Below are 26,235 nucleotides of genomic sequence, written 5' to 3' on the forward strand. Positions count from 1 at the left end.
TAATTCACAAAAGCTGGCTACTGTAATGTTCCATTTTCTGCATCGATATCTACTTAAGATTATGTTACAATCACGGTAAAGTAATTTATGATTGATAGAATAAAAGCTAGAGCTTGAAAAATTCGAGGTGGATTATGCAAGGTAAAGTTGTATATAAAGAAGGATTTTCAGTGATAGGCATAGCAAAAAACGGAGAGTATCAAAAAGAGAATCTTTTGAAGCAAATACTTAAAGAAAAAGAAATGATTAGCTCTTCAAAAGAACCTTATATGGTTACAGGCATTTGCATGGCTCCGAAAAAAGAAAATTATTTTTATATTGCAGGGACAGAAGTGGCTGATACGGCTTGTATTCCAAACGGTATGAGCGTTCATACGTTTCCTTCGTTTACATACCTGCAGTTTAAACACAGAGGTCCCATTACATCGCTTGGGTCGACGTATAACAGCATCTGGAATGAATGGCTGCCGAACTCTTCTTACAGCATGATTGAAGGTCCTGCTCTTGAAATTGTAAATACAGCTATACACAGCAATTTATATAGTGATACATATGAAATGGATATTTATATTCCCATAAAGCTGGGACAATAAAAAAGGTGAACTTACGTTCACCTTTTTCCTATTTTTGCAGCTGTTTATATAAATGATAAAGAGTAAAAACGCACTCTGGATGACGCTCTTTATGGTTAAAAAATCCATGGGGAAACATGAGTGAAAGATTCCCTTTTTCAATTCCGGTCACATACTTGTTTTCCATAAGCGGATATTCTTTCACAACCCAGCGCGCTTCGTCAATAGTAGACGTAACCACTTCACCAAAGTATACGCCCATACACTCTTCGAATTCTTCTTTTGTTATTGAAAAATAGTCAAAACAATTGCTGTCTTCTAGATCATAGTAAAGAAGCTCTAATATTTTCAAACTTTCATCTGTAAAATCAACGGTGAATTCAGCTACCGCTTTGCTTATTTCATGAATATGATTCATGCACTGTTCGCGCACTTGATGATAGTAATAGCTAGCTTCAAACTGATGTTCACACGTCACTAGCGATTCTCCGTATGATGTTGTTAGATCATGATGCTTGCTCATGCTGACACCTCCACGCTAAGCTTATGGAGCAAGTATAACATTAACCAAGCTACTATTGAGCATCTTCCATTAACAACCTATCCGCGGCAATATTAGGTTCACTTTTTACTCATTATTCTGCCGTACACAAATCCTCCGCTAACAAGAAGAATACCGCTAATTAATACGCTGCTTAAAAAGATTTGCGAGTGCATCAAGTGATTATACATCATCCACACGCTCATTTCGTCATCTCCTTTTGGCCTTTTTTAACTAGTATCCCCGATTTTCTTACCGCACATGCCGGCATTTTCATCATTTTTTCATCAAATCCCTATATAGTGAAAATTGTGAAGCCAACTTTTTTTCATCGTTTTACTCTTTAAAAAGCCTGCTTATGACTCTAAAGCAGGCTTTTTTTATATGGTGAAACAAGTAATTAAGCCGTCTATCCCCACTAATTGTGCACAGTAAGGTATAATTAAAGATAGTTTCACTTTTCTAAAGTGAGAAATACATATGAGACATCAAAGGAGACATGCAAATGACAGAACTCGAAAAAGCGAAAATTCAGCACCGAAAGCTGTCCAAGGGACAGGTATTTGGTAGGGCTATCGCCATTGCGATCGGTGCCCTGCTCATGGCCACAGGACTTGAAATCTTCCTTGTTCCAAACCACGTTGTCGACGGAGGAATTACCGGTATTTCCATCATGCTTTCGCATATTACCGGCGTAAATCTAGGAATCTTTCTTTTTGTACTAAATCTTCCGTTTGTATTTATCGGGTACAAGCAAATGGGAAAAACATTTGCCCTTTCCACTATTTTTGGCATACTGGTTGTATCCATCTTAACTTCTATGTTTCATGATGTCCCCGCGTTTACCGCAGACGTTCTCCTTGCTACCGTTTTTGGAGGGATTATTCTCGGAATTGGAATTGGACTCGTAATTCGCTACGGCGGAGCGCTTGACGGTACGGAGATACTTGCTATTTTAATCAGTAAAAAAATTCCGTTTTCTGTAGGAGAAATTGTAATGTTTTTCAACTTCTTCATTTTAGGAGCAGCGGGATTTGTGTTCACCTGGGACCGCGCCATGTATTCTATCCTCGCGTACATCATTGCGGCTAAAGCCATTGATACAGTTGTAGAAGGATTGGAAGAATCAAAATCAGCTTGGATTATTAGTGATCATTCTGATGACATCGGCGATGCGATTAATGCGCGTCTAGGTAGAGGCGTTACCTATTTGCACGGTGAAGGTGCTTATACGGGCGATGATAAAAAAGTGATTTTCTGCATCATTACGCGCCTTGAAGAATCAAAGCTAAAAACCATTGTTGAAGATTTTGACCCTACTGCCTTTTTAGCCGTTGCAGATATTACCGAAGTCCGCGGCGGACGCTTTAAAAAACGAAACATTCACTAAAAAAAACGCGCAGAAAGCATGATGCTTTCTGCGCGTTTTTATGTAAAAGAGACTTTTTGAACCCGCTTAAACCATTCATAACAAAGAAGTACAATTAAACATAAGTCGATTAAATCGCCTCCGTAATACATCAGCATAGCCCCTTGCTGCGCCTCTTCTGCCGAGACGTGCATAGGCGGGTGAGCGTACACATATTTTGATAAAATACCGTGGGCGGCAAGAGCAAGAACCAATACGAACGCTCGGTACGTAAAAGTTTTTTGATGCGGCGAAGGATCAATTGAAATCATCGATACGGTGAATAAATAGCCGGCTAAAAATACGTGAATATGTACAGCGACATGCACGAAAAAAGAGTGATGCATCATGCCATACAGACTTGTTGTATAAAGAATCCAAAGTCCTCCTACGTTAAGAACAGAAGCTGTCACCGGACTGCTGATGAACCGAACAAACCGTCCTTTTAAAAGTTTTGACACCTTTCTGGCTGCATGAACCGGAAGCGTGCGAAGCAGCAGTGTAAAAGGTGCTCCTAACGCCATTAAAAGCGGAGCTAACATACCTAAAAGCAAATGCCCCGTCATATGCGCGGTAAAGTCCATATGAGCACGAGCTGCGAGCGGTCCTGCTGCAGAAGATATGGCGCATAAAATACCAAGTGTCCAGCTGGACGTCCTATATAATGACCATTTTCTATACGTTGCATTTGAAGACGTTACAGCCCACACGTATAAAAAAAAGGCAGCGACAAAAGGCAGGGCTAATAAAAGCTGAGATATTACTTTATATTTAATCATGATGTGCACCTTGTTTACGTGTAAACCATGTTAACATGATGCCAATAAGCAGCATCAAACATGCAAGTACATTCCACGTAATGTCGTAAGGTGCAATCTTCACTCCGTACCGAATTTGGTGAAGGCCCATAAGCTTATGTTGCACGGTCCCGTCATAAAGCTGAAACGCCCCGGCTCCAAGCAATACTCCTCCTATCCACCTTTTCACCCACCAGCCGCCCCGGCGCCTTAGATCTGCCACCATAAAAAGTGATGCAATTGTAGCGAACCAGCTGAATGCATGAAACAAACCGTCTGACACTAAACCAGCGGCCGTTGTGGACTTATCATAAAAATGATGCCAATGAAGCAGCTGATGAAACACTGCTTCATCAATAAAAGCAACTAACCCTACGCCAAACAAAAAGCCTGACCAGCTATTTCGAGCGCGGTGAACCACGCGCTGATTTGCAGTTGCTTCGTGCTTCTTTTCCATATATATCCCTCCCTGCCAGTTCTTTAAGTTTATATCGATTCTAATGAACGTATACCCTATTAAAGAGAAATGAATCTATAATATGGAAAAATAGGAGCTATATCCTAATCTCGTTTTCACTATCTTTTCACCATAAAGGTATAGGATAGTATTTGCGAAGCCAATTAGCATATTTTTTCATAGTTTTACTCCCTTTCTAATGACCTGTTTCCCCAAAGCAGGTCTTTTTTATATCCCGCTTCTCTTTTCACCATTTTTTCACCATAAAGGTATAGGATAGTACTTGCGAAGCCAATTAGCATATTTTTTTCATAGTTTTACTCCTTTTGAAGACCTGCTTCCCCAGAGCAGGTCTTTTTTTATATCCAGTTTCTTTTTTCATCATTTTTTCACCATAAAGGTATAGGATAGTATTTGCGAAGCCAATTAGCATATTTTTTCATAGTTTTACTCCCTTTCTAAAGACCTGTTTCCCCAAAGCAGGTCTTTTTTTATATCCAGTTTCTTTTTTCATCATTTTTTCACCATAAAGGTATAAGATAGTACTTGCGAAGCCAATTAGCATATTTTTTCATAGTTTTACTCCCTTTCTAATGACCTGTTTCCCCAAAACAGGTCTTTTTTTATTTTTTCTAAAAGCTTCCATCTTTTCACCGTTTTTTCACTTTTCTTTTGTATACTAAGTTTGTCAAAGCAATTTCATCATTTTTCATAAATGACCCCTATTTATTCCCCGCTTTTTGTGAGCGGGGCTTTTTTTATAAGAAAAGCATATTTTTTAAAAAAGCTTTTCTCTTTTCACCGTTTTTTCACTTTTCTTTTATATACTGTTCTTGTCAAAACAATTTCATCATTTTTCATAGATGTACCCTATTTGCACCCGCTTCTTGTAAGCGGGACTTTTTTTGTTTTCAGATAAAAAAAGCTTAACCCGGAGGTTAAGCTTTTTTCATCTGCTTGCGAAGAACAAGCATCATAATCGTAATAATGGTAAACGCAATAAACGCTAAAAAAGGAATGGTGATAAATCCAAGCCAGTTAATATATTGACCTGAGCAAGGAACACCGCTTGTACACGTTTCAAATGCTTTAAGAGCCGGTATCTTCTGCAGGCAATAATGATAGCCTGAAAGCGCCATACCAATCACCGAAAACGGCAGGACGTATTTGTAGATGAACGTATCATTCCGGTACACGGCTACACCTAGCACAATCGCGAGCGGATACATCAAAATTCGCTGATACCAGCAAAGTTCGCACGGGATAAAGTGAAGAACTTCACTAAACGTCAAGCTTCCAAGCATCGCGATAAGCGCTGTAATCCACCCGAAAACTAAAGACTTGTTCATTATTTGTTCTCCTTAGCCGCATCTTTGACCATTTGATCAAAGTCATCGATTGTTTTTCCTTCGAATTTTTTGCCGCCTACATAAATGGTTGGTGTACCTGTGATGCCTAAGTCATTGGCTGTCTTCATATCTTGATTAAACGCATCTTTTCCTTTTCCGTCTTTAAATGCACTCGCTACTTTTTTCGCATCGGCATCGCTTGACACTTCTTTCAGCGTATCTTCTAAGTAAGATTCCGTTAAGACATCTTTCTTTTCGTCCGCTGCGTTTTGCTTTTTATAAAGAAGTTCATGGAATTTCCAAAATGTATCGTTTCCAAGCTCTTTGTATACCGTTTCGGCGAATTCTGCTGCACGAGAGGAGTCGTTGTTGATAAATGCATAGTTCATAAAGTAGAATTTCACTTTACCTGTATCCACATAATCTTTTTGAATCAGCGGGAAAAAGGATTCCGTGAAGTTTTTGCAAGCCGGGCATTTGTAATCTCCAAACTCTACCACTTCTACCGGAGCTGACTCTTTTCCAAGATACGGCTGATTATCATATGTAAGAGAGGCCTTTTCATCTCCTCCGCCCTTTGACATATTCGAAAGGACGATTAACCCTAAAATACAGACCGCAATAATTCCAATCACCCAAAAAATCCACTTGCTTGAGGATGTTTGCTGATTGGGCGTTACTTTTTTCTTTTTCTTTGCTTTTGACACAATCTCATCTCCTTCTTTTCTTTCTCTCTTACAAACTTACAAAGCTGTTAGAGCTGTAAAAATCAGCGCACACAAAATAAAAAACACGTATAGCGACGTCAGCGTTAAAATAACAGGAGGCTGCATCGGCATTTTCGTTTCCGGATTTAAAATATATTGAATGCGATAATTAACCGACGTATCAGCAAACGATACGTGCGCACACGAGAGACTTGTCTGTCCCGTTTTCACCATTTTTAAAAGCGCGCTGCCGATGTGAGCAGGCGTGCCATTTTTCACAATGGCATCTTGATCAGCCAGCACTTCACGCATAACTTTGAAGCGTTTATGGCTCCATTTAATAAATGGAATATACCATAATGCAGAAGCAAGCGTACTTAGTAAAAACGTTTTGAGCGGGTCTTTGTTTGCAACGTGCGACTGCTCGTGATAAATAACGGCTTCGAGTTCATTTTCATCAAGCACCGACAGCAACCCTGTAGACAGGACGATATGCGGTGTAAACAGCCCCATCGTTAAGGCAATGGGCTGATCTGTTGTTAAGACCGTTAAATCCTTTCCGTACGCTTTTTGCAGGTCAGCCGTTGTTGTTTCATCTCGCAGCTTCGTAATCATTTTACGGACTTTCCGCATTTGAATCACTTGCTTTACAGCTTTAATGAACAGTACAAACATCGTGTGAAAAATAACGGCATTCAGCATGTATTCAATAAAAAACAAGCCGAAAAAGTGGGCTACTTTGTTACAAAGTAAAATTAAGTTAAACGATAAATTCCATCCAAACAGCAAATGCAGCACATACATCCCCATTTGCATAAGCAACGTCACGGCAATAAAAAAGCACAGGTTAAAAATAAGCTTAGAACGCTTTAGTATTCCTTGATTCATTGATTATTCATCCTTTTTTAACTGTTTGACTTTTGATTCGAGCATACTTAACAGTGAATCATCGACTTCTTCTAGCGCATCAAGCATATGAGTAACAGCAAGCGAGCCAAATTCATCGATCAATTCGTGCGTTAACTCTTTCGACTGAGCGTCGATAAATTCCTCTTTAGAAAGAATCGGCTGATACATCGACGTACGTCCTTTTAAACGCTTTTGCAACACGCCTTTTTCCACCAACCGATTCATAACGGTCATAACGGTGTTGAAGTTAACTGTTTTTTCTTTCTCAAGCACGTGCTGCACGTCTTTAATGGACATTTCACTTCCGTTCCATAAAGCCGTCATAATTTTTGCTTCAAGCGGGCCAAAAAAGCGATTAAGGCCGGTTTCGTTAAATTTGAATTTTTCAATTTTCATATTCGACACCTCACACTACTAATTGTAGTGTGAGGTGTCAAATCCGTCAACTTTTCCATGACAACCGCCTTACAATTGTCATAATCACTTTTTTACTTCATCGGTTAAATGCTGAATGGACAGCACAACTGTATCGAGCTTGGCTTCGATTCGGTGAAGTAAATAAAGCGTCACCACAATAGGAAACCCAACGTCTGAAACAAGCGTAAACCACTCTGCCATCTTCCTCTCTCCTTTTAAAAAAGCCCTTCGCACCGAAGTGGAAGGACTTTCATTTTTAAATCGTAAATTCGGTTACATTTCGCTCGACAATTTGGGCGCCTTTTCTGGCAACGAGCGCTCCGCCGCTTGAAGTAAAGACATCGCTTGCGATCAGCGCGTTCATTGCTGCTGTGATGGCTGCTGCGTCTAACGTATCTTTTGGTGATTCAATCGATAGGCTTACTGCTTTTTGTGACTCATTCAAAAACTGCATCGTTAAAGTTTTCATACTCTACCTCTTTTCTTATTTTAAAAGTGAAAACGTGACAACTTCGTTGATTTCAACAAGCGGCAGCGACTGCAGGCTGGCGATGGTTTCGCTTGCTGTAATGAGCGCATCTGCAGAACTTCCGGGCTGAATGTTCATATAGGATTTTGTCTTTAAATCGGGTTTTCCATCCTCTTTTATTCCTTGTTCTAATACTAAGCGAAGCTGGCTTGAATGCTGAATTTTTTCTGCCATCTTTTATTCCCCCTTTCACTTTATATATAGAAATGGAAATAGGAAAGAGGGATGATGGAAACATAAAAATTTTTGGTTTATAATGGGAGATAGTCTGAGTTAGAAAGAGGCTTTGGTAATGAGAAAGTGGAGCTTTTTATTTTTTGTTCTAGCATTCATGCATCCAGCTTCAGCACTTGCTGATGACGGTGCAGATGAAAAAAAGCTTGGTCCGTTTTACTACACGGTTTCTCATGATTATAGTCGAGAAAAATGGGATGTAGGGGTGTTAAATCAGCAAGACAAAACGAACATTCCTGAGACTGATTTGAACGATGAAACGCTAAAACTGTTTCAAAGCACGGTTGATGATTTAGCAGAGCTCGCGATTCGATTTGCTGCTATGAGCGTACTGCTTGTATGTTCACTCGTTGTTTTTACGTACTTTCGCATTCAAAAAAAACGCCCTTTTCTCCGCTTGTTTTTTATTTTTTCAAGCGTTGGCTTTCTATTTTGCGTCTATACATCATTGGAGTTATTTAAAAAAACTGAACAAGCAAAATCTTTATTTTACTTACTATGACTTGAAACCAAAAAAAAACCAGCCGATTGGCTGGTTTTTTCATGCATTTCTTACGGTTATGTAGTTCTGTTCATACGTCATTTCTTCCGTTTGCTTTTGCTGCTCCAAATGATAATAAGCAGCGCATACTCCTCCTAGACCAGCAAGTGCTAGGACAATTAGAAGTATGGATGTCGCTTTTTTCATTACTTTTTCTCCCCTTATGTTTAACCCTACCTAGCAACGGCAGCTGTAAAAAAGAGTCCCCTTTCTCTTCTTTACTTGCTCATTACTTACGAAAGATATTATCATACTTTTTTTCATTTTTGTCATTTTTTTAGCTATTGTCAAAAAATTGTATATTTTATACTCGGTTTAACGAATGTTTAAGAAAGTCCATGGACTGGTTTTTTGAAAGGCCAAACGCCGTTACGATATAATCAACGTAGGCAAGAAGCTCGACGTTTCCCCCTAGTTTTGTTGTTTTAAATGATTGATTAAACCGATACTGCTTTTTATCTGAAAAGACGAGCCCTTCTTTCTCTAGAAATGTTTGAAACTGCTGATGCGGAAAGTAAAGCACATCATTTCGAACGTTCTCTAAATCAATTACAATAATCATGTCTTCGAGCTCAGTTTTTAATTCCATCATACAATCGATGTATCCGCCGATGCAGCTGATTAAAGATGTAAGAAAAAAGGGTCCGTTTATATATTGAAACTGCTCAAAAATCGTCTCATCAATGTAGCTTGAAATGCTGGATTTCAGCACGTCATGAATTTGTTTTGGTTCTTCCATATACGGAATAGGAATGTGAAACTTAGCTGATCCGTTATAAAACTGCTCCCACGCAATTGTTTTATCATATGCATCAATTACATCTGTGCTTCGAAAAATGATGGATTCCGCTGAATAAGAAGCTTTGACAAACGGTGTATGCAGCATCACCGTACTCTCATCGTCCAAACGATAGTGTTTTGGTTCGCTAGACTTGCTTAAAATATATTGCTTTAACCGTTCTTCTTCCATTTGTTCGATTAAATGCAAATCATATAGTGGCAGCACGTACATATTACACATCCCGTAATGAATATAGCTTTTCCCGTGCATCGGCCACTTTCTGTTATAGATAGACAGTTCTTTTGTGCAAAATTCCTCTATTCGCTGCGTTTGATCCTCCGATTTTTGATAAAGACGATCTAAATGATAGCGATCATCGATTTCCGTAACCGGAGATGTGCCGCTTCCAATTCTTCTGTAAATTTTCCCGTAAGACATGTACGGAGGGTTCGGACCTTCGGGAATCCAAATAACAAAAACACCTTGCCCGGGGTGATCTTCAGGTGATAAAAAGCGCGTAACGATACGAGGAATGGGATTGGTGACATCTTTCAGCATATTATTAATAAACAGCTCATATTCCTTGCGCTCGAGCAGGTTAATGGAATGGTCGTCTTCATCTACGCCAAAAATAAGCCACCCTCCTTTTTCATTGGCAAACGAAGCGATGATATTTGGGATTTTCCGTTTGACCGTTGAGCTTACTTCGCGCTTGAACTCAAGCTGATAGCCTTCTTCTAAATGTTTTTCCATCATGCGCTGCACATCTGAAAACTCAATTTCTCCAATTGTTTTTTTCTTTCCGTCTTCGCTTATAAATGGTGAATAAAACGATTCTTCGTTCACTTGTCTTCCCCTCCTCACCACTTCTATTTAACTTATCCATATGATGAGAAGTAAAAAGACAGTCATATTTCTTTGATTTTTTTCAAAAAACAAAGTTTTTACCGAATTCATCCTGTTTTATATTATGATAGAAAAAGAGGTGAATAACATGATTGAAGCAATATTTTTAGACCGAGACGGAACGATTGGAGGCAGTAATGACATTCAATATCCAGGTGATTTTCAGCTGTTCCCCCAAGCAAAGCAAGCGATTAAAGACATAAAGAAACAAAACATTCCGCTGTTTTCCTTTACGAATCAGCCCGATGTTGCAAAAGGAAAGGTAAATAAATCACAGTTTTTCTCTGAACTTTTAGCTTTTGGATTTGATGATGTTTACCTTTGTCCTCATGAAGATTCAGACGCCTGTTCGTGCCGCAAACCAAACCCCGGCATGCTGTTAAAAGCAGCGGAGGAGCACAGCTTAAATTTGGCTAACTGCATCGTGATTGGCGACCGGTGGAAAGACCTAGTAGCGGCCCATGCAGCAAGAGCACAATGTATTTTAGTGTTAACAGGGGCTGGGCACGACACGTTACATGAACGAGAAAAGTGGGCTGATGTACAACCAACTCTTATTGCAGCCGATATACAGGAAGCTGTTGAATTTATCTTTACATCACTGAGTTCACAGCCGATACTATCGCATTCACATACTCGTTGAACAGCTGCTCATCTTGTAATAATTGTTCATACTGCGGAGTGGTGATTTCAAGCTGCAGTCCTTTATGCCGCTGATTGTCGTTGGCGATATTTCGAGGTGAAACGCCTTTTAAATGCACGGGCGTTTCACTGATCGGAAAACCTGAGAGTGCATGACGCACCGCTTTTTCTAACTTTTCGTCTCTTCCGCCGATATAAGTCGTGCAGACGTCGCTGTAGGCACCGTGAAGAGAAATCGTGACCGCTGATTTTTTAACAAGGTGACGCGCCATTTCTTCATCGTAGTTTGCAGACGTAACGTGCAATTCAAACGGATTTTCTGTTTTCAGCGTTTTAAATACGTACACCGTTGCGTTCAGCTTTTCTGCTATTTTTTCTGCTACTTCTTCTGTCCCAATTTCCATCGTTCCTCCGTGAATCGCAAGCACAACAATTTCTCTCCGGCGAATGACACATTTTATTTCGTAATCAATCCCCGCTCGTTCACACTGTGATAGTTCTTGAAAACTTTGATACACATCCCTCATCTGTTTCTTCACACCTTTCTTTTATCTTTCATATACCCAGGCTTTATTTTTTCTTTTTCTTCATATAGTAAAAGTAGTAAAGGGATTAACCCTTTGTTTACGCGTTCATTTTTGTTTTTATACTTTATATTTTAGTGTGCACAAAAATTTTTTTTGAAATTCGAAATAAAAGTATTGCCAAACAAACCGTCCAGACGGTAAAGTATTCTAGGGAAAATCAAAAAGGAGGAAATTCATGTGTCTACATATGATGATATATTGCTTGCGGCCACTCAGGTTGTACAGCGTGACGGCGTTGGAAATTTAACGCTCGAAAAAGTAGCAAAAGAAGCCGGTGTTAGTAAAGGCGGCTTGTTGTACCACTTCTCATCAAAAGATGAATTGATTCAGCAAATGCTGTACTCAGTCACAAAGCAATATGATGACGGGCTACACGTGCAAATTGAACATGATGATGCTCCTGGCAAATGGAGCCGGGCTTATCTCGCTGAGACGCTTCATGACCTTCAGCGTGAACAAGCGATGAGCGCAGGGTTACTTGCAGGTATTGCAACGAATCCTGAACTTCTGCAGCACCTTCAAACACACTATGAAAAGTGGCAGCAGCATATTGAACAAGACGGCATTGACCCTGTCCTTGCTACCATCGTGCGCTTAGCAGCCGATGGATTATGGTTTAGCCAAATGTTTGGGCTCGCACCCGTGGATCCAGACATGCAAAAACAGATTCAACAACAACTTCGGAAATTAACAGAGGAGGGTTTTCGATGAAAGCCTATTTATTTTTAGCAATTGCAATTAGTTCAGAGTTATTTGGTACATCTATGTTAAAAGCATCAAACGGATTTACAAAATTTTGGCCTAGTCTTGGTGTTTTATTAGGATTTGGTCTTGCTTTCTATGCGCTTTCCACATCGCTTCAGCACATTCCGCTCAGCGTTGCATACGCCATTTGGTCTGGTGTAGGAACTGCTGTGACAGCTGTGATTGGTGTAGTCATTTGGAAAGAAAGCGGCAGTCTTACGATGGTATTTGGCATCGTATTAATCATTGCAGGAGTCATTCTTTTAAATTTAAAATCAGTGGCTCATTAAAAAAAGAGCCAGTAAATACTGACTCTTAAGCAAAGGAGGAAAATCGACTGTCTACTTATGAAAGTAGTATGTATCGTTTTCCTTTTTTTATACTCTTTTATAGATTAAACGGATCTAGGAATTTAACAGATGGATATTTGTCCTGGAACAAACGCCATACAAAATCGTTTTCAAACATAAGAACAGCATGCTTATCACGATCTTCTACTAGCATCACGCGAGAATCTAGCATGCGATCTTCAATTGTTGCTTTGTCTACCCATTTTGCAATGTTGTGAGACATGCGTGTGAATTCAAGATCGACATTGTACTCACCTTTCATACGATGTTCAAATACTTGGAACTGAAGTTCACCGACTGCTCCTAAAATATAATCTCCAAAGAACGGCGTACGGTAAAGCTGTACCGCCCCTTCTTGTACAAGCTGATTAATCCCTTTTTCAAAGTGCTTGGATTTCATTGCGTTTTTCGCACGAACTTTTACAAACAGTTCAGGCGGGAACTTTGGAAGAGCATCAAATTCGAATACTTTTCCTTCTCCTACAATTGTGTCCCCGATTTGATACGTGCCTGAATCATATAAACCAATGATATCTCCAGGATACGCTGTGTCTACTGTTTCACGGCTTGACGCCAGGAACTGATGAGACTGCGCTAGCTTCATTTTACGGTTTGTTCTTGCTAACGTCACGTTCATTCCACGCTCGAATTTCCCTGAACATACGCGTACGAACGCAATGCGGTCGCGGTGAGCTGGGTTCATGTTCGCTTGAATTTTAAAGATGAAACCTGAGAAGTTTTCATCCGTAGGCTGAACGGTGCCATTCGTTGATTCACGAGGCTGCGGCGGTGATGTTAATTGTAAAAATGAATTAAAGAAAGACTGTACACCAAAGTTTGCAATCGCACTTCCGAAGAAAACAGGTGTTAATAGACCTTGCTTTACTTTTTCAATTGAAAAATCATTACCTGCTTCGTCTAATAGAGATAAATCATCCACTAAGCCTGGTAAATACATTTCATCGACGTGCTTTTTAATTTCATCGTCGATATTTTCACCGTCAAAGTCTGCAAAATATGACTCTTTGTTTCCTTGGTATACTTCAATTTGTTTTGAAAAACGGTCATACGTTCCTTGGAATCGTTTCCCCATGCCAATTGGCCACGTTACAGGGTATGATTCAATACCGAGTACATCTTCAATTTCTTCAAGCAGCTCAAGCGGCTCTTTTCCTTCACGGTCTAATTTATTGATAAATGTTAGGATGGGAATACCGCGCATACGACAAACTTTAAAAAGTTTAAGCGTTTGTGCTTCAATCCCTTTTGTTCCGTCAATAACCATGACCGCACTGTCTACAGCCGTTAAGGTACGATACGTATCCTCACTGAAGTCTTCGTGTCCTGGTGTATCCAAGATGTTAATAAAGTGATCTTTATACTCAAACTGCATAACACTTGATGTAACCGAAATTCCACGTTGTTTTTCGATTTCCATCCAGTCAGATGTAGCAAACTTGCCTGATTTTTTTCCTTTAACCGTTCCGGCTGAACGAATCATTCCACCCAGTAACAGCATTTTTTCTGTTAACGTTGTTTTCCCGGCATCCGGGTGAGAAATAATGGCGAATGTACGACGTGAATCGACCATCGTTTCTTGAAGTTGGTTGCTCATACGTTTTAAAATCCTTTCTGCTCTACAATTCCTATTTTCATCATTTCATTATACGCTTTTTTTATACTGCGTGACTAGTTTTTTTCATATTTGAATACTTCTGCAAAATCAAAGAAATCGTCAACAAGGTGTAAAAAGCGAACAAGAAAAGACCCCTTTTATAAAAGGGGCCTTCTCCCAGTTTAGTTTAACGAACGACCAGAGAAACGTTCTGCTGATCGGCTTAAACTTTATAAAAAAAATTACTTTTGAACGTTAGCAGCTTGTGGTCCACGGTTGCCTTCAACGATTTCAAATGTAACTTCTTGACCTTCTTCTAAAGTTTTGAAACCTTCGCCTTGGATAGCAGAGAAGTGTACGAATACATCGTCTTGTCCTTCTACTTCGATGAAACCGAAACCTTTTTCAGCGTTGAACCATTTTACTTTACCTTGTAACATATCTCTTTTCCTCCTTGTGTGACAATCCACACATTGTGTATTACTCTATTCCTGCTCTTACAATAAGTCAAGACGAACACTTCGAACTATCCTTACCGAACAAAAATAAGCACCTTTATTGTAACAAATCCTCCAAAAAATTTCAAAGGAATTTGCACATTCTTTTTGTTCGCTTCTATCCCTTACCTACAGCCTTTCTACCCCTTTTTAAGCAGCCGAATGTGAACGAATTATCCGCACTTCTTCTTGATTTTTCTTCTTGTATAACGATCCTTTAAATGGATAACGCTATAGAGATAGATACTCTTTCTATTTATGAGAAAGCAGGTGACATCACAAGCGATGGAAGACATTCTTTTGTCCCTTCTTAGAACCTTTGTTTCTTTTATTATCTTAAGCATTACAACTTTCCTGATTGGAAAACAAATTAACACGCATAATAATCATTTTACATTTGCAATGTCCATCATTATTGGATCGTTCATCGCAAATATGGGATTTGATTTAAAATTAAAATTTCTGCCGATGTTCGCTTCTTTTGCTTTTCTTGTGGCCATTCATTTTCTTTTAGCATCAACAGCTCTAAAAAGCAGGCGCTTACGAAAATGGATTACAGGCCGCCCGACGGTTATTATGGAAAAAGGAAAGCTTCTTGAAGCAAATATGAAAAAAGTCAAATATTCTATTGACGACTTGAATCAGCATTTACGAGAACTAGGAACGTTCAACATTGCTGAAGTAGAATTTGCTGTTTTAGAAGTAAGCGGAAAACTGTCAGTATTAAAAAAAGCGGCTTATCAAAACATTGCCAAACAGGACGTTTTGTCTAAGCCGTTTAAAGAAATGAATTTACCGGTAGAACTCATCATGGACGGAGAAATTATTCATAAAAATTTAACATCTCAATATACCGAACAATGGATCAACCTTGAGCTTTCAAATCGCCAGCTTCAGTTGAATCAAGTGCTGTATGCAGTTGTGTCAACAAACGGCATGCTCTATGTAGATGAGTATAAAGATCAGCTGTCCGCTCCTACAGACAGAGAATAAGGTTGAGACATAACTAAACGAGTTTAATTCTCCATCAAGAATCAAACTCGTTCGGATAAAATACGTTTACTGTGCCATCTCTTCAACGGTTCCTTCTTTTAAGCCGTAGTAGTTCCGTTCAAATCGCTTTATTTCTTGATCATAGCGGCGTACTTTTGCATCGGCTAGCTGGCGGCTTTGTTTTGTTTCTTCAAGCAGCTCGACCTGCTGATCAATTTGAAAAATAGTCGTCGTCAACTCGTCTTGATAATCATAAATTTCATTTTGAATATCCACGCATACGGGCAAACGATTTGCTAAAATAAAGTCCGTCATTTGCATAAGCACTTTTTTACGCTCTACTTCTTTCACTTTGCTTTTGACAGCTCGTTCTGCAGAACGGAACGTCAGCCTTACTTTAGAGAAGAAGTCACCTTTAATCGAAAGCTTACGCTGCAGTTCTTCTACATCTTGTTTTAATGATTCATGCTCTTCAATCATTTTTTGAAGCACAAGCCCTCCGTTTAATGATGTGAGCTCCATTTCATCAAGCTGATGGCGAATAGCTGTTTTGAGCGTTTCAATTTGTTTCACCGTCTTTTTCTCCGTTGCGCGGAGCTGCTTAACATACTGCTCTGTTTTATAAATAAAGCTGTCCAACCGTTCACGGTCAAACAGTGACTGCTCTTTCTTTTTTACATAATCTTGATACGCTGTGTGTACAGATGACCATTTAATCAGCAGAGACTGATAATTCAACAGCTCATCCTGATGCTCAAGCTTGTACGTCCACATCAGCTGAACAACTACTAATAACAGCGGTAAAAAAGTTCCAGCTTCTTTGCGTTTTGCAATAATTTCATGACTTTCAAAGCTCGCCATTAAAAACAGCGGCGCATTCATACTAAATAGCAGTGCTGGCGGGTAATTAACGGGAATAAAAATACTCATTACGGTTGCCATAAGGCCTGAAATAGCAGGGTATGCGTGCGGAGGAAGCTGTTTGTATAGCTCGATTGTCCCTTTTTTTTGCAGCAGTTTCACAAGCGATTTCTGCTGATAGTCTCCTAATGCATCAATCATTCTTTCTTGATACATGGGGTTTAGCTGTTCAATCCAATTCATCAACTGCTGCTGAAACACAACTTGCTGACGATTTGTAGCAATCATGTACTGCGAATCAATTAGATGAAAGAACAGTCGGATTTGATGGCGCATTACGTCTTCTAGCGTATGACAGCGTGCAATTGAAAACAGCTCATTGTATTTAGATACAAGCAAATTTCCAATGTTATCACTTAACTCGTACAGTTCGCCATTTGTCGTAGCATGAGAAACGGGAAGTTCAAAAAACTTCGCCATTTCAAGCAAAATATGCAGATGCATGTCTACTTCAGGCTGTTTTTCAAGCAATTTCATTTCTTCTACCAATGATGCTTGAAAATCCGTATGCTCCGTTTGCTGATACTGTGCTGACATTTCCGTATAAATGCGGTGGTCACATAACACATAAGCAGCTCTTAGGATATCGCCTTTAGACGTAAGCAACCCATACAATAACTGTTGTCCGTTCATCTTCACACCGTCCTTCATTAAATTTTCTTACTATAGCTTTCTATCATTTTATACTTTTTCTATAAATTCGATGCAATAGTTCAAATTTCCTGTTATCTTTCTTCTTGCTTTCTTAATACGAAGAGTGCCGTCCAACATGACATCAGTGCAGGCGGGATTATCCAAGTCATATATCGCCACTCACCCGTCACAAGCGCCATAATGAGAAAGATGAGCGGAAAACCTATTAGTACTATGATAACACGTGCTCGGCTTACCGTTTTTTTCATAGTGCATCGCCCCTTCTGTTCGTCCCTTATTCCTATAATACCCTTTCGCTTCTATAGCATTAAACACCTTTATAAACCGTTCGTACATTTCCTCGTTTTCTAGACAGTCTATGACATAAGTTTTAAAAAAGAACAGAGGATACCTCTTACTTTGATGAATCTCGTAAGCAGCTTTTATGTTTTGACAAGCTAAATCGAGAAAAATGTGTTATGGTAAAAGAAAATTTCGTTTTTACTACCTACATTGAAACGAAAGGGTTGATCGTATGAACATTTTTTTGATTGGCGCAAGTGGCAGGACCGGACAGGAATTAATAAAGCAAGCGATTAAAAACGGACATTATGTAAAAGCATTTGTGCGAAATCCATCTAAGCTTAAGATAACGCATGCGAACGTACACATCATACAAGGGGACGTGCTTGATTATTATGAAGTTTGTCAGGCCATGCGGGGGTGTGATGCAGTAATCTCTTGTCTTGGAACCGAAAATCTAGGGCATTCTACCCTTTTAGTAGAAACGACAAATCTGCTGGTTCAATGTATGAACGAAAACGGAATTCAGCGTATCGCCTACACGGCTTCAGCGGGAATCGACGGAGAAATTCCTGGGATGACGGGCTGGCTTGCTCAGCGTATTTTAAAAAATGTACTTCGCGATCATCACGAAGCCGTGAAGCTCTTGAAGGTAAGCGGACTCGACTGGACCGTTGCTCGGCCAATGGGTTTAACAAGCGGTCCATTAACCACGTATTATCGTATAGGAGAGGCTAGCATACCAGAAAACGGACGCAATATCAGCCGTTCTGACGTCGCTCATTTTCTCCTTCAAGCCGTAGAAAACAACAGGCACATAAAAAAATCACTAAGTCTTTCGTATTAAGTGTTCTAAAGGAGTGTTGATAGTGAACCTATCAAAAATTTTTCTAAAAATAAGTCTTGTACTTTTAATGGCATGCGTCTTTATTGAAGGTAATTTTCAGCTGGCGCTTGGCATCTTTGCTGCTGTTTGCATGCTTGTCATTATTTTTGCCAAGCCTCTTGCAAAATCGCTGCTTCCTGCTAATAAAAAAACAGGAAAAAAAGACCGCGAAACGTTAATGATGATTATTGGTGTGATCGTTTTTATTTCAGGAAGCTTTTTTATTGCGTAGTACTGTAAAGAAAACAGACTTAAATCCACATTTTCAATCATATAAAGGGCTGTGCTGTAAGTCGAATGTTCGACTTATGACACAGCCCTTTTTTAGTTTTAATAAGGTCTCTTTTTACAATAGCTTCTGTTCTTTTATATACATACCATTCCATTATTTAAGCAAATTACCTACCAAACCCTCTTATGCTTTTTTCATCAGCTCACATAATATATGTAGAAGATGTCAGAAGACAAGCGTCAAACGATTTATATCTAGAAAAAGGAGGAAGATAAATGAAATGCCCCCATTGTGCTTATTCTAATTCGGAAGGGGTAAAATTCTGCTTAAATTGCGGCCATGAAATCGTGGACCACAACGAAAACTACAGCATATTCTACTTGTTTGCCCATCGTGTTGATAAAATTCCGAGAAATGAACGTTCCGTTGAACCTAAGTTTCGAAATATATTTTCTCGAGTCTTCCGACAGCACAGTGAAATGGAAGCTGAACGGCTTTTTATTGTAGGAACAGGGCTTACGACTCCTAAAATAGAAGAAGTTGTAAATACATGGCCAAAACCTTGGCTTTTTGCAAGGGTCTTTCTTATTGCGCTTGTCGCATACTTAGGCCTATATTTAGGCGTAAGTTTGTTCGAAAACATCAACTTCATACCAGGTCTTATTGTAGTCGGTGCTTTTGCAGTTCCATTTACTACTCTCATTTTCTTTTGGGAAATGAACGCTCCCCAGAATATTGCTATTTACAAAATTGTTTATGTCGTTTTTATTGGCGGAATCCTTTCACTTTTATTAGCACTTGTGTTTTACGATATTCTTGGAAATAACACAAACGTGATTGTAATTGGAATATGTGAGGAACTCGCTAAAGTTATCGCTGTTATTTATTTTGTGCGCAATCTTAAATATAGATATATCCTTAACGGCCTTCTTTTAGGAGCTGCAATAGGAGCTGGTTTTGCTGCTTTTGAAACCGCTGGCTATGCTCTACGGGCACTTCTTTCCGGCAGCTTTCACATGCTTTATTCCACAATACTCTGGCGCAGTATTTTCGCTCCTGGGGGGCATGTGGCTTGGGCTGCCTTGACAGGAGCTGCCATATGCATCGTACAAGAAGATAAGAAATTTCAGTGGAACATGCTGGTAAAACTGAAATTTCTCGGTGTATTTTTGCTTGTCGTTTTTATGCACGCTCTTTGGGACTCACCTATACTAGGTGTTGTCCCAGCAGGACATACGATTTTGACGGTTGTCTTATGGATTTTAGTATTCAGTATGATCCGTATTGGTCTAAAAGAAATCGCGGATAAAAAGTTGGAGTTGACCTACTCTAAAGAAAATCCTACACCCTCTTAGGAGATGTTCAGCTTGCGTTAAGCTGCTCGTTTTAACTTTTTATTACCTTTATGTTTCATTTTGAAAATTGGTGTTACAAATTGTAAAAAACAGCATTCAAATTACCTGTACATGATATGATAACCTCAATAACATGAAAGGGTGACTTGGTGAATGAACCTCACTGAAATTAAGCATATGATAACAAATTTAGTAAATTATAAAGATAGTGACATTACTCATACTCTTGCTAATAGGTTTACACTGAGTTATTCAGAACAATTAAACAGTTTTCAAATCTGCGACATTGAGAACGATATCATTTATCGTTATGAAGAACTGGAAACAGCTGCGTTAGCTTTGTTTAATATGATCCATAATCTTCCTAAGACCATTAATAGACATATTAATTCGTTTGAGCAAGTTTAAAACAGACAAAAAAGTTCATTTATTAACTAACATGAGCTTTTTTGTCTGTGTCTATCTATTTTAGTTATTTATAACCTTTTTCAAAAGCAGAATATCCTTTTGAATGGCCCGTCTAATTTCTTCAACTTTACAACGTTTATATTCTTGTACTAAGCGATAGAGCTCTCTTTTAAATAAAAATTCATCTTGTTGACTACTCATAGCAGCATGCCCCTTATTAGCTTTCTATTACAAGCGATTAAAGAAAGTATTCCCTTTTCTTCTTGTAAAAAACAATTAAATTAACAAATAGATGTAGAACAAACATTTCATCCGGAGCTTATGCAAACGACGAGGTGTTCTTACCTTTAGAGGAATGACATCATTTAGCTGAGAAAATATAAAAAAACATTGACTACTAGCTCTCAGTCAATGTTTTTTTATTTACTTTAGCTCTAATTCATTAAAGCTAATTGGCATACTTTTATGCATTCATGTCTCCTGAACCTGGAGCGTGCTCATTTGGCATTTCAGATAAGTGAGGAACGGGAAAAGCTTCCGGTGGAGGCGTTACGCTCAAGTCTCCGCCATTTCTGCTTGGCGTCTGCCCTTGGAATATTTCTTCCATTCTGTGCGGATCTGACCTAAAATCAAATTGCGTGTTATGATAGCCCATCTCGACAAATTTTCTTCATTCAGGGTATTTATTAATATCATAATTTGGTACAGGGAAAAGCTTGCCCCAGTCCATGCACAAAAAAAGGAGCTGGTTAAAACCAGCTCCTTTTTCTCTATTATTTCTCTATCCCTGCTTTGATTTCTTTAATCATGCCTGCCATTGACTCAAGGCCTCCTCCAGATAAATACCAAAGACCTGGATCAAGATACACAACGTGATTGTTTTTCACTGCATTGACTTCTTTTACATACTCATTTTCAACAATTTGTTTAGCAGATGATTTTTCACCAATTGCTGCGCCGCGGTCAACCACGAATAAGTAGTCCGGGTTTTGCTTAACTAAATATTCATATGCAATGCTTTGACCGTGCTTAGCCGATGGATCTAGGCTGTCGTCTGCTGCTTTGATACCAAATACATCATGAATTAATCCGTATTTAGACCCTGGACCAAATGCTGTCATTTTGCTGTCATTTGCCATCATTACAAGCGCTTTTTTATCTAGTTTGTCCGCTTGTTTTTTCAAATCTGCAATTTGCTTATCAATTGCTGCTAGATCTTTTTTCGCTTGATCTTCTTTATCAAAAATTTGTCCTAGTACTTTTGTGTTTTCTTTAAATGACTTCATATAGTGCTGGTTGTCCGTATCGATATAGATTGTCGGCGCAATTTTTGAAAATTCATCAAACGAATCTGCTTGGCGGCCTTGAATAATAATTAAGTCTGGCTTTAGTTCTGCAATCTTTTCGAAATCAGGTTCTTTTAAGCCACCTACATTCGCATACTTATCATCTTGATACTTTGATAAATACTCAGGAATCGCTTGTTTTGGCAAGCCCGCTACTTCAACGCCTAGTTTATCTAGCGTATCAAGTGCACCCATGCTGAATACTACAACTTTTTTAGGATTTTTCTCAATTTTAATTCCGTCTTTATTGAACTGATCGGTTACCGTTACCGTTTCTTTTTGCTTACTTTCTCCACCTGTTGTTTCTTTTGCTCCTTGATTACCGCAAGCGGCCACAACAATCGCCGTTAAGACTGCTACAAACATTACTAACACTTTTTTCACTTTTGTCACCTCATGAATAAATTTTATGAAAAATAAACGCAAATACGCTGTCCGCCAACCGTTTCGATTGGAATATCCATATCGTATATATCCTTTAATACAGATGTTTGAATGATGGTTTCTGTTGGGCCTTCACGGATCACTTCACCGTTTTTAAGCGCCACGATGTAATCCGAATAGACAGACGCAAAATTAATATCGTGAATGACAATCACAATGGTTTTGCCTAAGTCTTCTACGAGACGTTTCAACAGCTTCATAATTTCAACAGAATGCTTCATATCTAAGTTATTGAGCGGTTCATCTAAGAAGATATACTCCGTGTCCTGTGCGATGACCATAGCGATAAAAGCTCGCTGACACTGTCCTCCGCTCAGTTCATCTAAGTATTTATCTTGAATACTTTCAAGCTTCATATAACTCAGCGCCTGATCAACCGCTTGTTCATCGCTTTTTGTTAACCGGCCTTTTGAATAAGGAAACCGGCCAAAATTTACGAGTTCACGTACGCTAAGTCTGATATTCAGCTGATTGGACTGTTTTAAAATGCTCATTTTTTTAGCTAAATCCGAGCTGTCAATATTCTCTATATTTTTTCCTTCTATTGATATTGATCCTGAGTCGGCTTTAATAAGACGGCTCATAATGGAAAGCAGCGTACTTTTCCCCGCTCCGTTTGGGCCGATAAATGATGTGATTTTCCCTTTTGGAATCACCACAGATGTTTTTTCTAAAACGGTTTTTTCTCCGTATTTTTTACTGACATTTGTTACTTCTACCATGATCTATTCTCCTTTAGCAGCAAATAAATAAAGTAAATTCCGCCGGCAAAGTCAATGATGACGCTCAGCGTGGTGCTGAAGGTGAACACTTTTTCAACAATAAATTCTCCTCCGACGAGGGCTATAACACTAAGCAGCAGTGATCCCATCATTAGATAGGTGTGCTTGTACGTTTTGAACAGTTCTCTCGCAAGGTTCACAACAAGCAGTCCAAGAAAGGTAATCGGCCCAACTAAAGCTGTGGCCACTGAGACAAAAATGGCGATCACAATCAGCATTTTTTTGACAAGCCTGTCATAATCAATACCTAAATTTACCGCATGTTCTCTTCCTAACGACAGAACATCAAAAATGGAGGTAAAACGCCATACGTAAATGCCAAGCAGGATAAAAATAACCGCTGCTATGTATAGCAAATCAGTATTGACATTGTTAAAGCTTGCAAATGATTTATCTTGTACAATTTGAAATTCATTCGGATCAATCAGCATTTCCATAAATGAAGACATGCTTTTAAATAACGTGCCGAACACAATTCCAACCAGTAAAATAAAGAAAATATTCTTACCGGCTTTTTTGAACATCAGTAGGTAAAGCAAGACCGAAAAGATAATCATCAGCGAAACGCAAAGAAGAAAGTTAAGATTTTTGTTCATGATGACAATATTCGTCGAGCCAAAGATGTACACAATAAACGTTTGCAGAAATAAATACAGTGAATCCAGTCCTAGAATACTAGGAGTTAGAATTCGATTATTGGTAATCGTTTGAAAGATAACGGATGAAAACGCAATTGCTCCTCCGGTTAAAACAATCGCAGCGATTTTTTCAATTCTTCGCGGCAGCGTGTACTGCCAGTAGCCTAAATCATAGCTGATAAACAGCGCAGCCGACAAAATAGCCAGCGCGGCCAGAATAATAATTTTATATTTGTTATGCATAACGACCTCTCCTTATCAGCATAAAAAGAAAGATCGCACTTCCTATTACACCGACCATTAACCCAATAGAAACTTCATAAGGGAAAATAATGACTCTGCCTAAAATATCGCACGCAAGTACGAATACAGCTCCAAGCACCGCTGTATGAGGCAGGCTTTTTCGCAAATGATCTCCACGGTAAATCGATACGATATTGGGGATGATTAATCCTAAAAAAGGCAGCATGCCAACGGTCAAAATCGTAATCGACGTAATAAGCGAAACAATGACTAATCCAATGTTTACGATTTGTTTGTATTTCACGCCTAAATTGATTGAAAAGCTTTCTCCCATACCAGCAACCGTGAACTTATCTGCGTAAAGATAAGCAATTATTAAGAGCGGTATACTCAGGTATAAAAGTTCATATCGCCCTTTGACTACTAGCGAAAAGTCGCCTTGCAGCCATGAAGAAAGGTTTTGAATCAAATCGTATTTGTAAGCGATGAAGGTAGCTAGGGAACTTACGATACTGCCAAGCATTAAACCAACTAGTGGAATATAAATCGTATCGTTAAATTTAATTCTGTCTAGTATTCTCATAAACAATAGATTGCCCGCAAGTGAGAAAATGAAAGCAATGCTCATTTTTAATAGAGGACTTGCTGAAGCAAATACTAGTAGAGAAATCAACACACCAAGTCTTGCCCAGTCCATCGTTCCTGCAGTTGTTGGAGAGACAAACTTATTTCGCGTAATTTGCTGCATAATTAACCCGCAAATACTAAGGCTCATTCCCGCCATAATAATACTCAAAAGCCTAGGAAAACGACTAAAAAACAGCGTTTGGCTTTCTTCTTTTGTTAAATGAAACAGATCCATCGCTGACAGGTCTTGTACTCCTACAAAAAGAGACGAAACCGCTAGTACAGCAAACACAAGAATTAACTGATAAAACTTCAACTTTCCTTGCTCCTTTCTTTCATCTAGAAGTCTAGTTATCTCCTCCTCTATATCATATGTAAATGATTATCATTATCAATTGACTACCCCTATAATACCATTATTCTCTAAATAATCAATGGTTTTCTTAAAATTAAAGCAAAAAAATACCTTAACAGATGGATCTGTTAAGACATTTTAAGGTTCAATTAAACTTAAAAAGAGCTATTTCTCTCTTCATACATAAGAGATTAAAACATACCTAACTCGCCCTCATTTAAAGACGAATAATAGGAATAAATGATCTGGACTGCTTTTTTCACCGCTGTTGCTTTCCGTGCAAGGCTTCGCGCTCCGTGAGGTCTCATCCCTTACGCTTTTTTCGCAGGAGTCTTCGCCTCTAACCACCAGCTAGAAATAACTACATACATGAAATCTACGTTCACCATAACAACAAAAAATCCGAACCATTAATAATTATTAATGGTTCGGATTTAACTTTAAGCGAAATACTTTTGTCGCAGCCTCTTTGTATCGCAATTACATATATATGAAATATATGTTTATATTTGAAAGAAATCTACTTATTTTGCAAATACATGGTTTCCGATAACTGCCGTTACTTGCTGCGTTGCAACCCATTGGCTTTCAGCGATTTTCGGATTATAGAAAAACAGCGCATCGTTTTCATGCGGGTTTGATAATGCTTCGCTTACCGCTCGTTTTGATTCTTCTGATGCAGGTTGATTAATTGCTCCGTTTGCTACTGGTGAAAATTGATAGACGCCGTTTCCTAGCTGCTGATAAATAACGTCGTGAATGCTATTTGGGAATTCCGGTGAAGCTACACGGTTTAATACCACAATTGCTACCGCTACTTTTCCTTGGTACGGCTCACCTTTTGCTTCTGCCTCTACTAATCTAGCTAGTAAATCTTGATCTTGTGCAGAAACCGATGTAGACGGAGCAGTTTGTGCCGGCGCCGGTGCTTCTCCTTGAAGTTTTAATGTTTGTCCGATGGTAATGATATCACTTTGTAAACCGTTAACAGCTTTTAACTGATCCACAGTCATGCCGTTTTGTGTTGCAATATGATATAACGTTTCGCCTTGTGCTACTGTATGTACAGATGTTGCCGGACTAGCGGCAGATTGTGCTTGTCCTTGGTCAGGAATCGTTAATGTTTCTCCAACGTAAATCATGTCGTTTTGGCGGTTATTAGCGCCTTTCAGCTCATCTACCGTAACCCCATTTTGTTGGCCAAGCCCCCACAAGGTATCTCCTTTTACGACTTTGTGCGAAGCTGCTGCTGATGCTGTTCCTTGACTTGCTAGAAATGCTACAGACGCTGCAGAAGCAACTGCCCATTTTTTTACACGTTTTTTACTCACAAAAACTACCTCCTAAAATTTGAACCTGTTATTACCTTAGCACATAGATTCGCCTTTTCATTAAAAAAAACAGTAACATTTGTTCTAATTGGATTAAGTTTCTTACAGTGCCATTCATTATGTTACAACTTTTACATGCCCCTTAAAGAATATGT

33 protein-coding genes and 1 pseudogene are annotated in these 26,235 nt (G+C 39.0%); 10 read left to right on the top strand and 24 right to left on the bottom strand.

Translation table 11 applies throughout. The annotated features are described in order from the left end of the window. Nucleotides 1–134: 134 nt before the first annotated feature. Nucleotides 135–593, top strand: a complete 459-nt coding sequence (locus LJY09_RS16065; RefSeq protein ID WP_140451375.1) for a GyrI-like domain-containing protein — start codon at nt 135–137, stop codon at nt 591–593. A gap of 28 nt (nt 594–621) precedes the next feature. On the opposite strand, the gene LJY09_RS16070 is transcribed toward LJY09_RS16065, so the two are convergent. Together LJY09_RS16070 and LJY09_RS27680 are read right to left on the bottom strand one after the other, a co-directional pair. Next, a complete protein-coding gene (locus tag LJY09_RS16070) occupies nt 622–1,095 on the bottom strand; it encodes a hypothetical protein (RefSeq protein ID WP_154973746.1) in 474 nt (157 codons plus the stop codon). A gap of 98 nt (nt 1,096–1,193) precedes the next feature. Beyond that, nucleotides 1,194–1,319: a hypothetical protein gene (locus LJY09_RS27680; RefSeq protein WP_016764808.1), complete on the bottom strand. Its 126-nt coding sequence runs from the start codon at nt 1,317–1,319 to the stop codon at nt 1,194–1,196. Between the two features lie 299 nt (nt 1,320–1,618). Between LJY09_RS27680 and LJY09_RS16075 the strand changes: the two genes are divergently transcribed. Beyond that, a complete protein-coding gene (locus LJY09_RS16075) occupies nt 1,619–2,503 on the top strand; it encodes a YitT family protein (RefSeq protein WP_016764809.1) in 885 nt (294 codons plus the stop codon). 38 nt (nt 2,504–2,541) lie between these two features. Here the strand turns inward: LJY09_RS16075 and LJY09_RS16080 are convergent, their stop codons facing one another. The 9 genes from LJY09_RS16080 to LJY09_RS16120 all read right to left on the bottom strand — a co-directional run bounded on the left by LJY09_RS16080 (nt 2,542) and on the right by LJY09_RS16120 (nt 7,860). Further along, nucleotides 2,542–3,300, bottom strand: coding sequence for a cytochrome c oxidase assembly protein (locus LJY09_RS16080; protein ID WP_228307325.1), 759 nt, complete (start codon nt 3,298–3,300; stop codon nt 2,542–2,544). Beyond that, complete coding sequence (locus LJY09_RS16085) at nt 3,293–3,775, bottom strand: DUF2243 domain-containing protein (RefSeq protein WP_047750497.1); 483 nt, start codon at nt 3,773–3,775, stop codon at nt 3,293–3,295. Before LJY09_RS16085 ends, LJY09_RS16080 begins: the two co-directional genes overlap by 8 nt. A 938-nt stretch (nt 3,776–4,713) precedes the next feature. Then, nucleotides 4,714–5,124, bottom strand: coding sequence for a disulfide oxidoreductase (locus LJY09_RS16090; RefSeq protein ID WP_028414446.1), 411 nt, complete (start codon nt 5,122–5,124; stop codon nt 4,714–4,716). Continuing rightward, complete coding sequence (locus LJY09_RS16095) at nt 5,124–5,831, bottom strand: DsbA family protein (RefSeq protein WP_028414447.1); 708 nt, start codon at nt 5,829–5,831, stop codon at nt 5,124–5,126. The genes LJY09_RS16090 and LJY09_RS16095 overlap by 1 nt, the downstream gene beginning before the upstream one ends. Nucleotides 5,832–5,867: 36 nt before the next feature. Continuing rightward, the gene (locus tag LJY09_RS16100; protein ID WP_028414448.1) at nt 5,868–6,719 is read right to left on the bottom strand and encodes a M56 family metallopeptidase; all 852 of its coding nucleotides are present in this window, start codon (nt 6,717–6,719) and stop codon (nt 5,868–5,870) included. A 3-nt stretch (nt 6,720–6,722) separates the two neighbouring features. Then, on the bottom strand, nt 6,723–7,136 hold the full coding sequence (locus tag LJY09_RS16105) for a BlaI/MecI/CopY family transcriptional regulator (RefSeq protein ID WP_028414449.1): 414 nt from the start codon (nt 7,134–7,136) through the stop codon (nt 6,723–6,725). An 84-nt stretch (nt 7,137–7,220) separates the two neighbouring features. Beyond that, the gene (locus LJY09_RS16110; RefSeq protein ID WP_028414450.1) at nt 7,221–7,358 is read right to left on the bottom strand and encodes a YvrJ family protein; all 138 of its coding nucleotides are present in this window, start codon (nt 7,356–7,358) and stop codon (nt 7,221–7,223) included. A 55-nt stretch (nt 7,359–7,413) separates the two neighbouring features. Then, nucleotides 7,414–7,626 carry a DUF2922 domain-containing protein gene (locus LJY09_RS16115; RefSeq protein WP_013057867.1) on the bottom strand — a complete coding sequence of 71 codons (213 nt, stop codon included), beginning with the start codon at nt 7,624–7,626 and terminating at the stop codon, nt 7,414–7,416. Between the two features lie 15 nt (nt 7,627–7,641). Beyond that, a complete protein-coding gene (locus LJY09_RS16120) occupies nt 7,642–7,860 on the bottom strand; it encodes a DUF1659 domain-containing protein (RefSeq protein ID WP_013057868.1) in 219 nt (72 codons plus the stop codon). A gap of 118 nt (nt 7,861–7,978) precedes the next feature. Between LJY09_RS16120 and LJY09_RS16125 the strand changes: the two genes are divergently transcribed. Then, on the top strand, nt 7,979–8,422 hold the full coding sequence (locus LJY09_RS16125) for a hypothetical protein (protein WP_028414451.1): 444 nt from the start codon (nt 7,979–7,981) through the stop codon (nt 8,420–8,422). Between the two features lie 39 nt (nt 8,423–8,461). On the opposite strand, the gene LJY09_RS16130 is transcribed toward LJY09_RS16125, so the two are convergent. Both LJY09_RS16130 and LJY09_RS16135 read right to left on the bottom strand, forming a co-directional pair. Continuing rightward, nucleotides 8,462–8,608, bottom strand: coding sequence for a hypothetical protein (locus tag LJY09_RS16130; RefSeq protein WP_165351766.1), 147 nt, complete (start codon nt 8,606–8,608; stop codon nt 8,462–8,464). 157 nt (nt 8,609–8,765) lie between these two features. After that, the gene (locus LJY09_RS16135) at nt 8,766–10,088 is read right to left on the bottom strand and encodes an AlbA family DNA-binding domain-containing protein (RefSeq protein WP_224980261.1); all 1,323 of its coding nucleotides are present in this window, start codon (nt 10,086–10,088) and stop codon (nt 8,766–8,768) included. A 148-nt stretch (nt 10,089–10,236) separates the two neighbouring features. Between LJY09_RS16135 and LJY09_RS16140 the strand changes: the two genes are divergently transcribed. Further along, nucleotides 10,237–10,791 carry an HAD-IIIA family hydrolase gene (locus LJY09_RS16140; RefSeq protein ID WP_205664194.1) on the top strand — a complete coding sequence of 185 codons (555 nt, stop codon included), beginning with the start codon at nt 10,237–10,239 and terminating at the stop codon, nt 10,789–10,791. Here the strand turns inward: LJY09_RS16140 and LJY09_RS16145 are convergent. Next, on the bottom strand, nt 10,742–11,317 hold the full coding sequence (locus LJY09_RS16145; protein ID WP_205664195.1) for a poly-gamma-glutamate hydrolase family protein: 576 nt from the start codon (nt 11,315–11,317) through the stop codon (nt 10,742–10,744). The genes LJY09_RS16140 and LJY09_RS16145 overlap by 50 nt on opposite strands. A 237-nt stretch (nt 11,318–11,554) precedes the next feature. Here LJY09_RS16145 and LJY09_RS16150 point away from each other — a divergent pair, with 237 nt between their 5' ends. Then, nucleotides 11,555–12,088 (top strand): TetR/AcrR family transcriptional regulator, encoded by a 534-nt coding sequence (locus tag LJY09_RS16150; RefSeq protein WP_034328103.1) that lies wholly within the window; start codon nt 11,555–11,557, stop codon nt 12,086–12,088. Further along, entirely contained in the window at nt 12,085–12,411 is a 327-nt protein-coding gene (locus LJY09_RS16155) for a DMT family transporter (RefSeq protein WP_013057875.1), read from the top strand. Before LJY09_RS16150 ends, LJY09_RS16155 begins: the two co-directional genes overlap by 4 nt. A gap of 97 nt (nt 12,412–12,508) precedes the next feature. Here the strand turns inward: LJY09_RS16155 and LJY09_RS16160 are convergent, their stop codons facing one another. Both LJY09_RS16160 and cspD read right to left on the bottom strand, forming a co-directional pair. Further along, a complete protein-coding gene (locus tag LJY09_RS16160; RefSeq protein WP_028414456.1) occupies nt 12,509–14,086 on the bottom strand; it encodes a peptide chain release factor 3 in 1,578 nt (525 codons plus the stop codon). Between the two features lie 242 nt (nt 14,087–14,328). Beyond that, entirely contained in the window at nt 14,329–14,526 is a 198-nt protein-coding gene (gene cspD / locus LJY09_RS16165; protein ID WP_013057877.1) for a cold-shock protein CspD, read from the bottom strand. A gap of 327 nt (nt 14,527–14,853) precedes the next feature. On the opposite strand from cspD, the gene LJY09_RS16170 reads away from it, so the two are divergent. Continuing rightward, entirely contained in the window at nt 14,854–15,576 is a 723-nt protein-coding gene (locus tag LJY09_RS16170; protein ID WP_223546162.1) for a DUF421 domain-containing protein, read from the top strand. Nucleotides 15,577–15,642: 66 nt separating this feature from the next. Here LJY09_RS16170 and LJY09_RS16175 read toward each other — a convergent pair whose 3' ends face one another. Continuing rightward, nucleotides 15,643–17,130 carry a hypothetical protein gene (locus LJY09_RS16175; RefSeq protein ID WP_098112344.1) on the bottom strand — a complete coding sequence of 496 codons (1,488 nt, stop codon included), beginning with the start codon at nt 17,128–17,130 and terminating at the stop codon, nt 15,643–15,645. A gap of 535 nt (nt 17,131–17,665) precedes the next feature. Between LJY09_RS16175 and LJY09_RS16180 the strand changes: the two genes are divergently transcribed. The 3 genes from LJY09_RS16180 to LJY09_RS16190 all read left to right on the top strand — a co-directional run bounded on the left by LJY09_RS16180 (nt 17,666) and on the right by LJY09_RS16190 (nt 19,906). Continuing rightward, nucleotides 17,666–18,280: an NAD(P)-dependent oxidoreductase gene (locus LJY09_RS16180; protein ID WP_098112345.1), complete on the top strand. Its 615-nt coding sequence runs from the start codon at nt 17,666–17,668 to the stop codon at nt 18,278–18,280. A 22-nt stretch (nt 18,281–18,302) separates the two neighbouring features. Next, nucleotides 18,303–18,551, top strand: coding sequence for a hypothetical protein (locus LJY09_RS16185; RefSeq protein WP_014459293.1), 249 nt, complete (start codon nt 18,303–18,305; stop codon nt 18,549–18,551). Between the two features lie 275 nt (nt 18,552–18,826). After that, a complete protein-coding gene (locus LJY09_RS16190; protein ID WP_154973754.1) occupies nt 18,827–19,906 on the top strand; it encodes a PrsW family intramembrane metalloprotease in 1,080 nt (359 codons plus the stop codon). Nucleotides 19,907–20,374: 468 nt separating this feature from the next. On the opposite strand, the gene LJY09_RS16195 is transcribed toward LJY09_RS16190, so the two are convergent. The 7 genes and pseudogenes from LJY09_RS16195 to LJY09_RS16225 all read right to left on the bottom strand — a co-directional run bounded on the left by LJY09_RS16195 (nt 20,375) and on the right by LJY09_RS16225 (nt 26,080). Then, a complete protein-coding gene (locus LJY09_RS16195; protein ID WP_014459290.1) occupies nt 20,375–20,515 on the bottom strand; it encodes a hypothetical protein in 141 nt (46 codons plus the stop codon). Between the two features lie 262 nt (nt 20,516–20,777). After that, nucleotides 20,778–21,044: pseudogene (locus LJY09_RS16200) on the bottom strand (manganese catalase family protein); the annotation flags it as partial. Nucleotides 21,045–21,087: 43 nt separating this feature from the next. Continuing rightward, nucleotides 21,088–22,044 (bottom strand): siderophore ABC transporter substrate-binding protein, encoded by a 957-nt coding sequence (locus tag LJY09_RS16205; RefSeq protein ID WP_028414464.1) that lies wholly within the window; start codon nt 22,042–22,044, stop codon nt 21,088–21,090. Nucleotides 22,045–22,067: 23 nt separating this feature from the next. Further along, entirely contained in the window at nt 22,068–22,826 is a 759-nt protein-coding gene (locus LJY09_RS16210; RefSeq protein WP_028414465.1) for an iron ABC transporter ATP-binding protein, read from the bottom strand. Continuing rightward, nucleotides 22,820–23,767 (bottom strand): iron chelate uptake ABC transporter family permease subunit, encoded by a 948-nt coding sequence (locus LJY09_RS16215; RefSeq protein ID WP_028414466.1) that lies wholly within the window; start codon nt 23,765–23,767, stop codon nt 22,820–22,822. Before LJY09_RS16215 ends, LJY09_RS16210 begins: the two co-directional genes overlap by 7 nt. Further along, nucleotides 23,760–24,710: an ABC transporter permease gene (locus LJY09_RS16220; protein ID WP_028414467.1), complete on the bottom strand. Its 951-nt coding sequence runs from the start codon at nt 24,708–24,710 to the stop codon at nt 23,760–23,762. The genes LJY09_RS16215 and LJY09_RS16220 overlap by 8 nt, the downstream gene beginning before the upstream one ends. A 563-nt stretch (nt 24,711–25,273) precedes the next feature. Further along, nucleotides 25,274–26,080 (bottom strand): cell wall hydrolase, encoded by an 807-nt coding sequence (locus LJY09_RS16225; RefSeq protein ID WP_028414468.1) that lies wholly within the window; start codon nt 26,078–26,080, stop codon nt 25,274–25,276. Between the last annotated feature and the right edge of the window lie 155 nt (nt 26,081–26,235).

Source organism: Priestia sp. J2 (assembly GCF_020790095.1).
Classification (GTDB): Bacteria; Bacillota; Bacilli; order Bacillales; family Bacillaceae_H; genus Priestia; species Priestia zanthoxyli.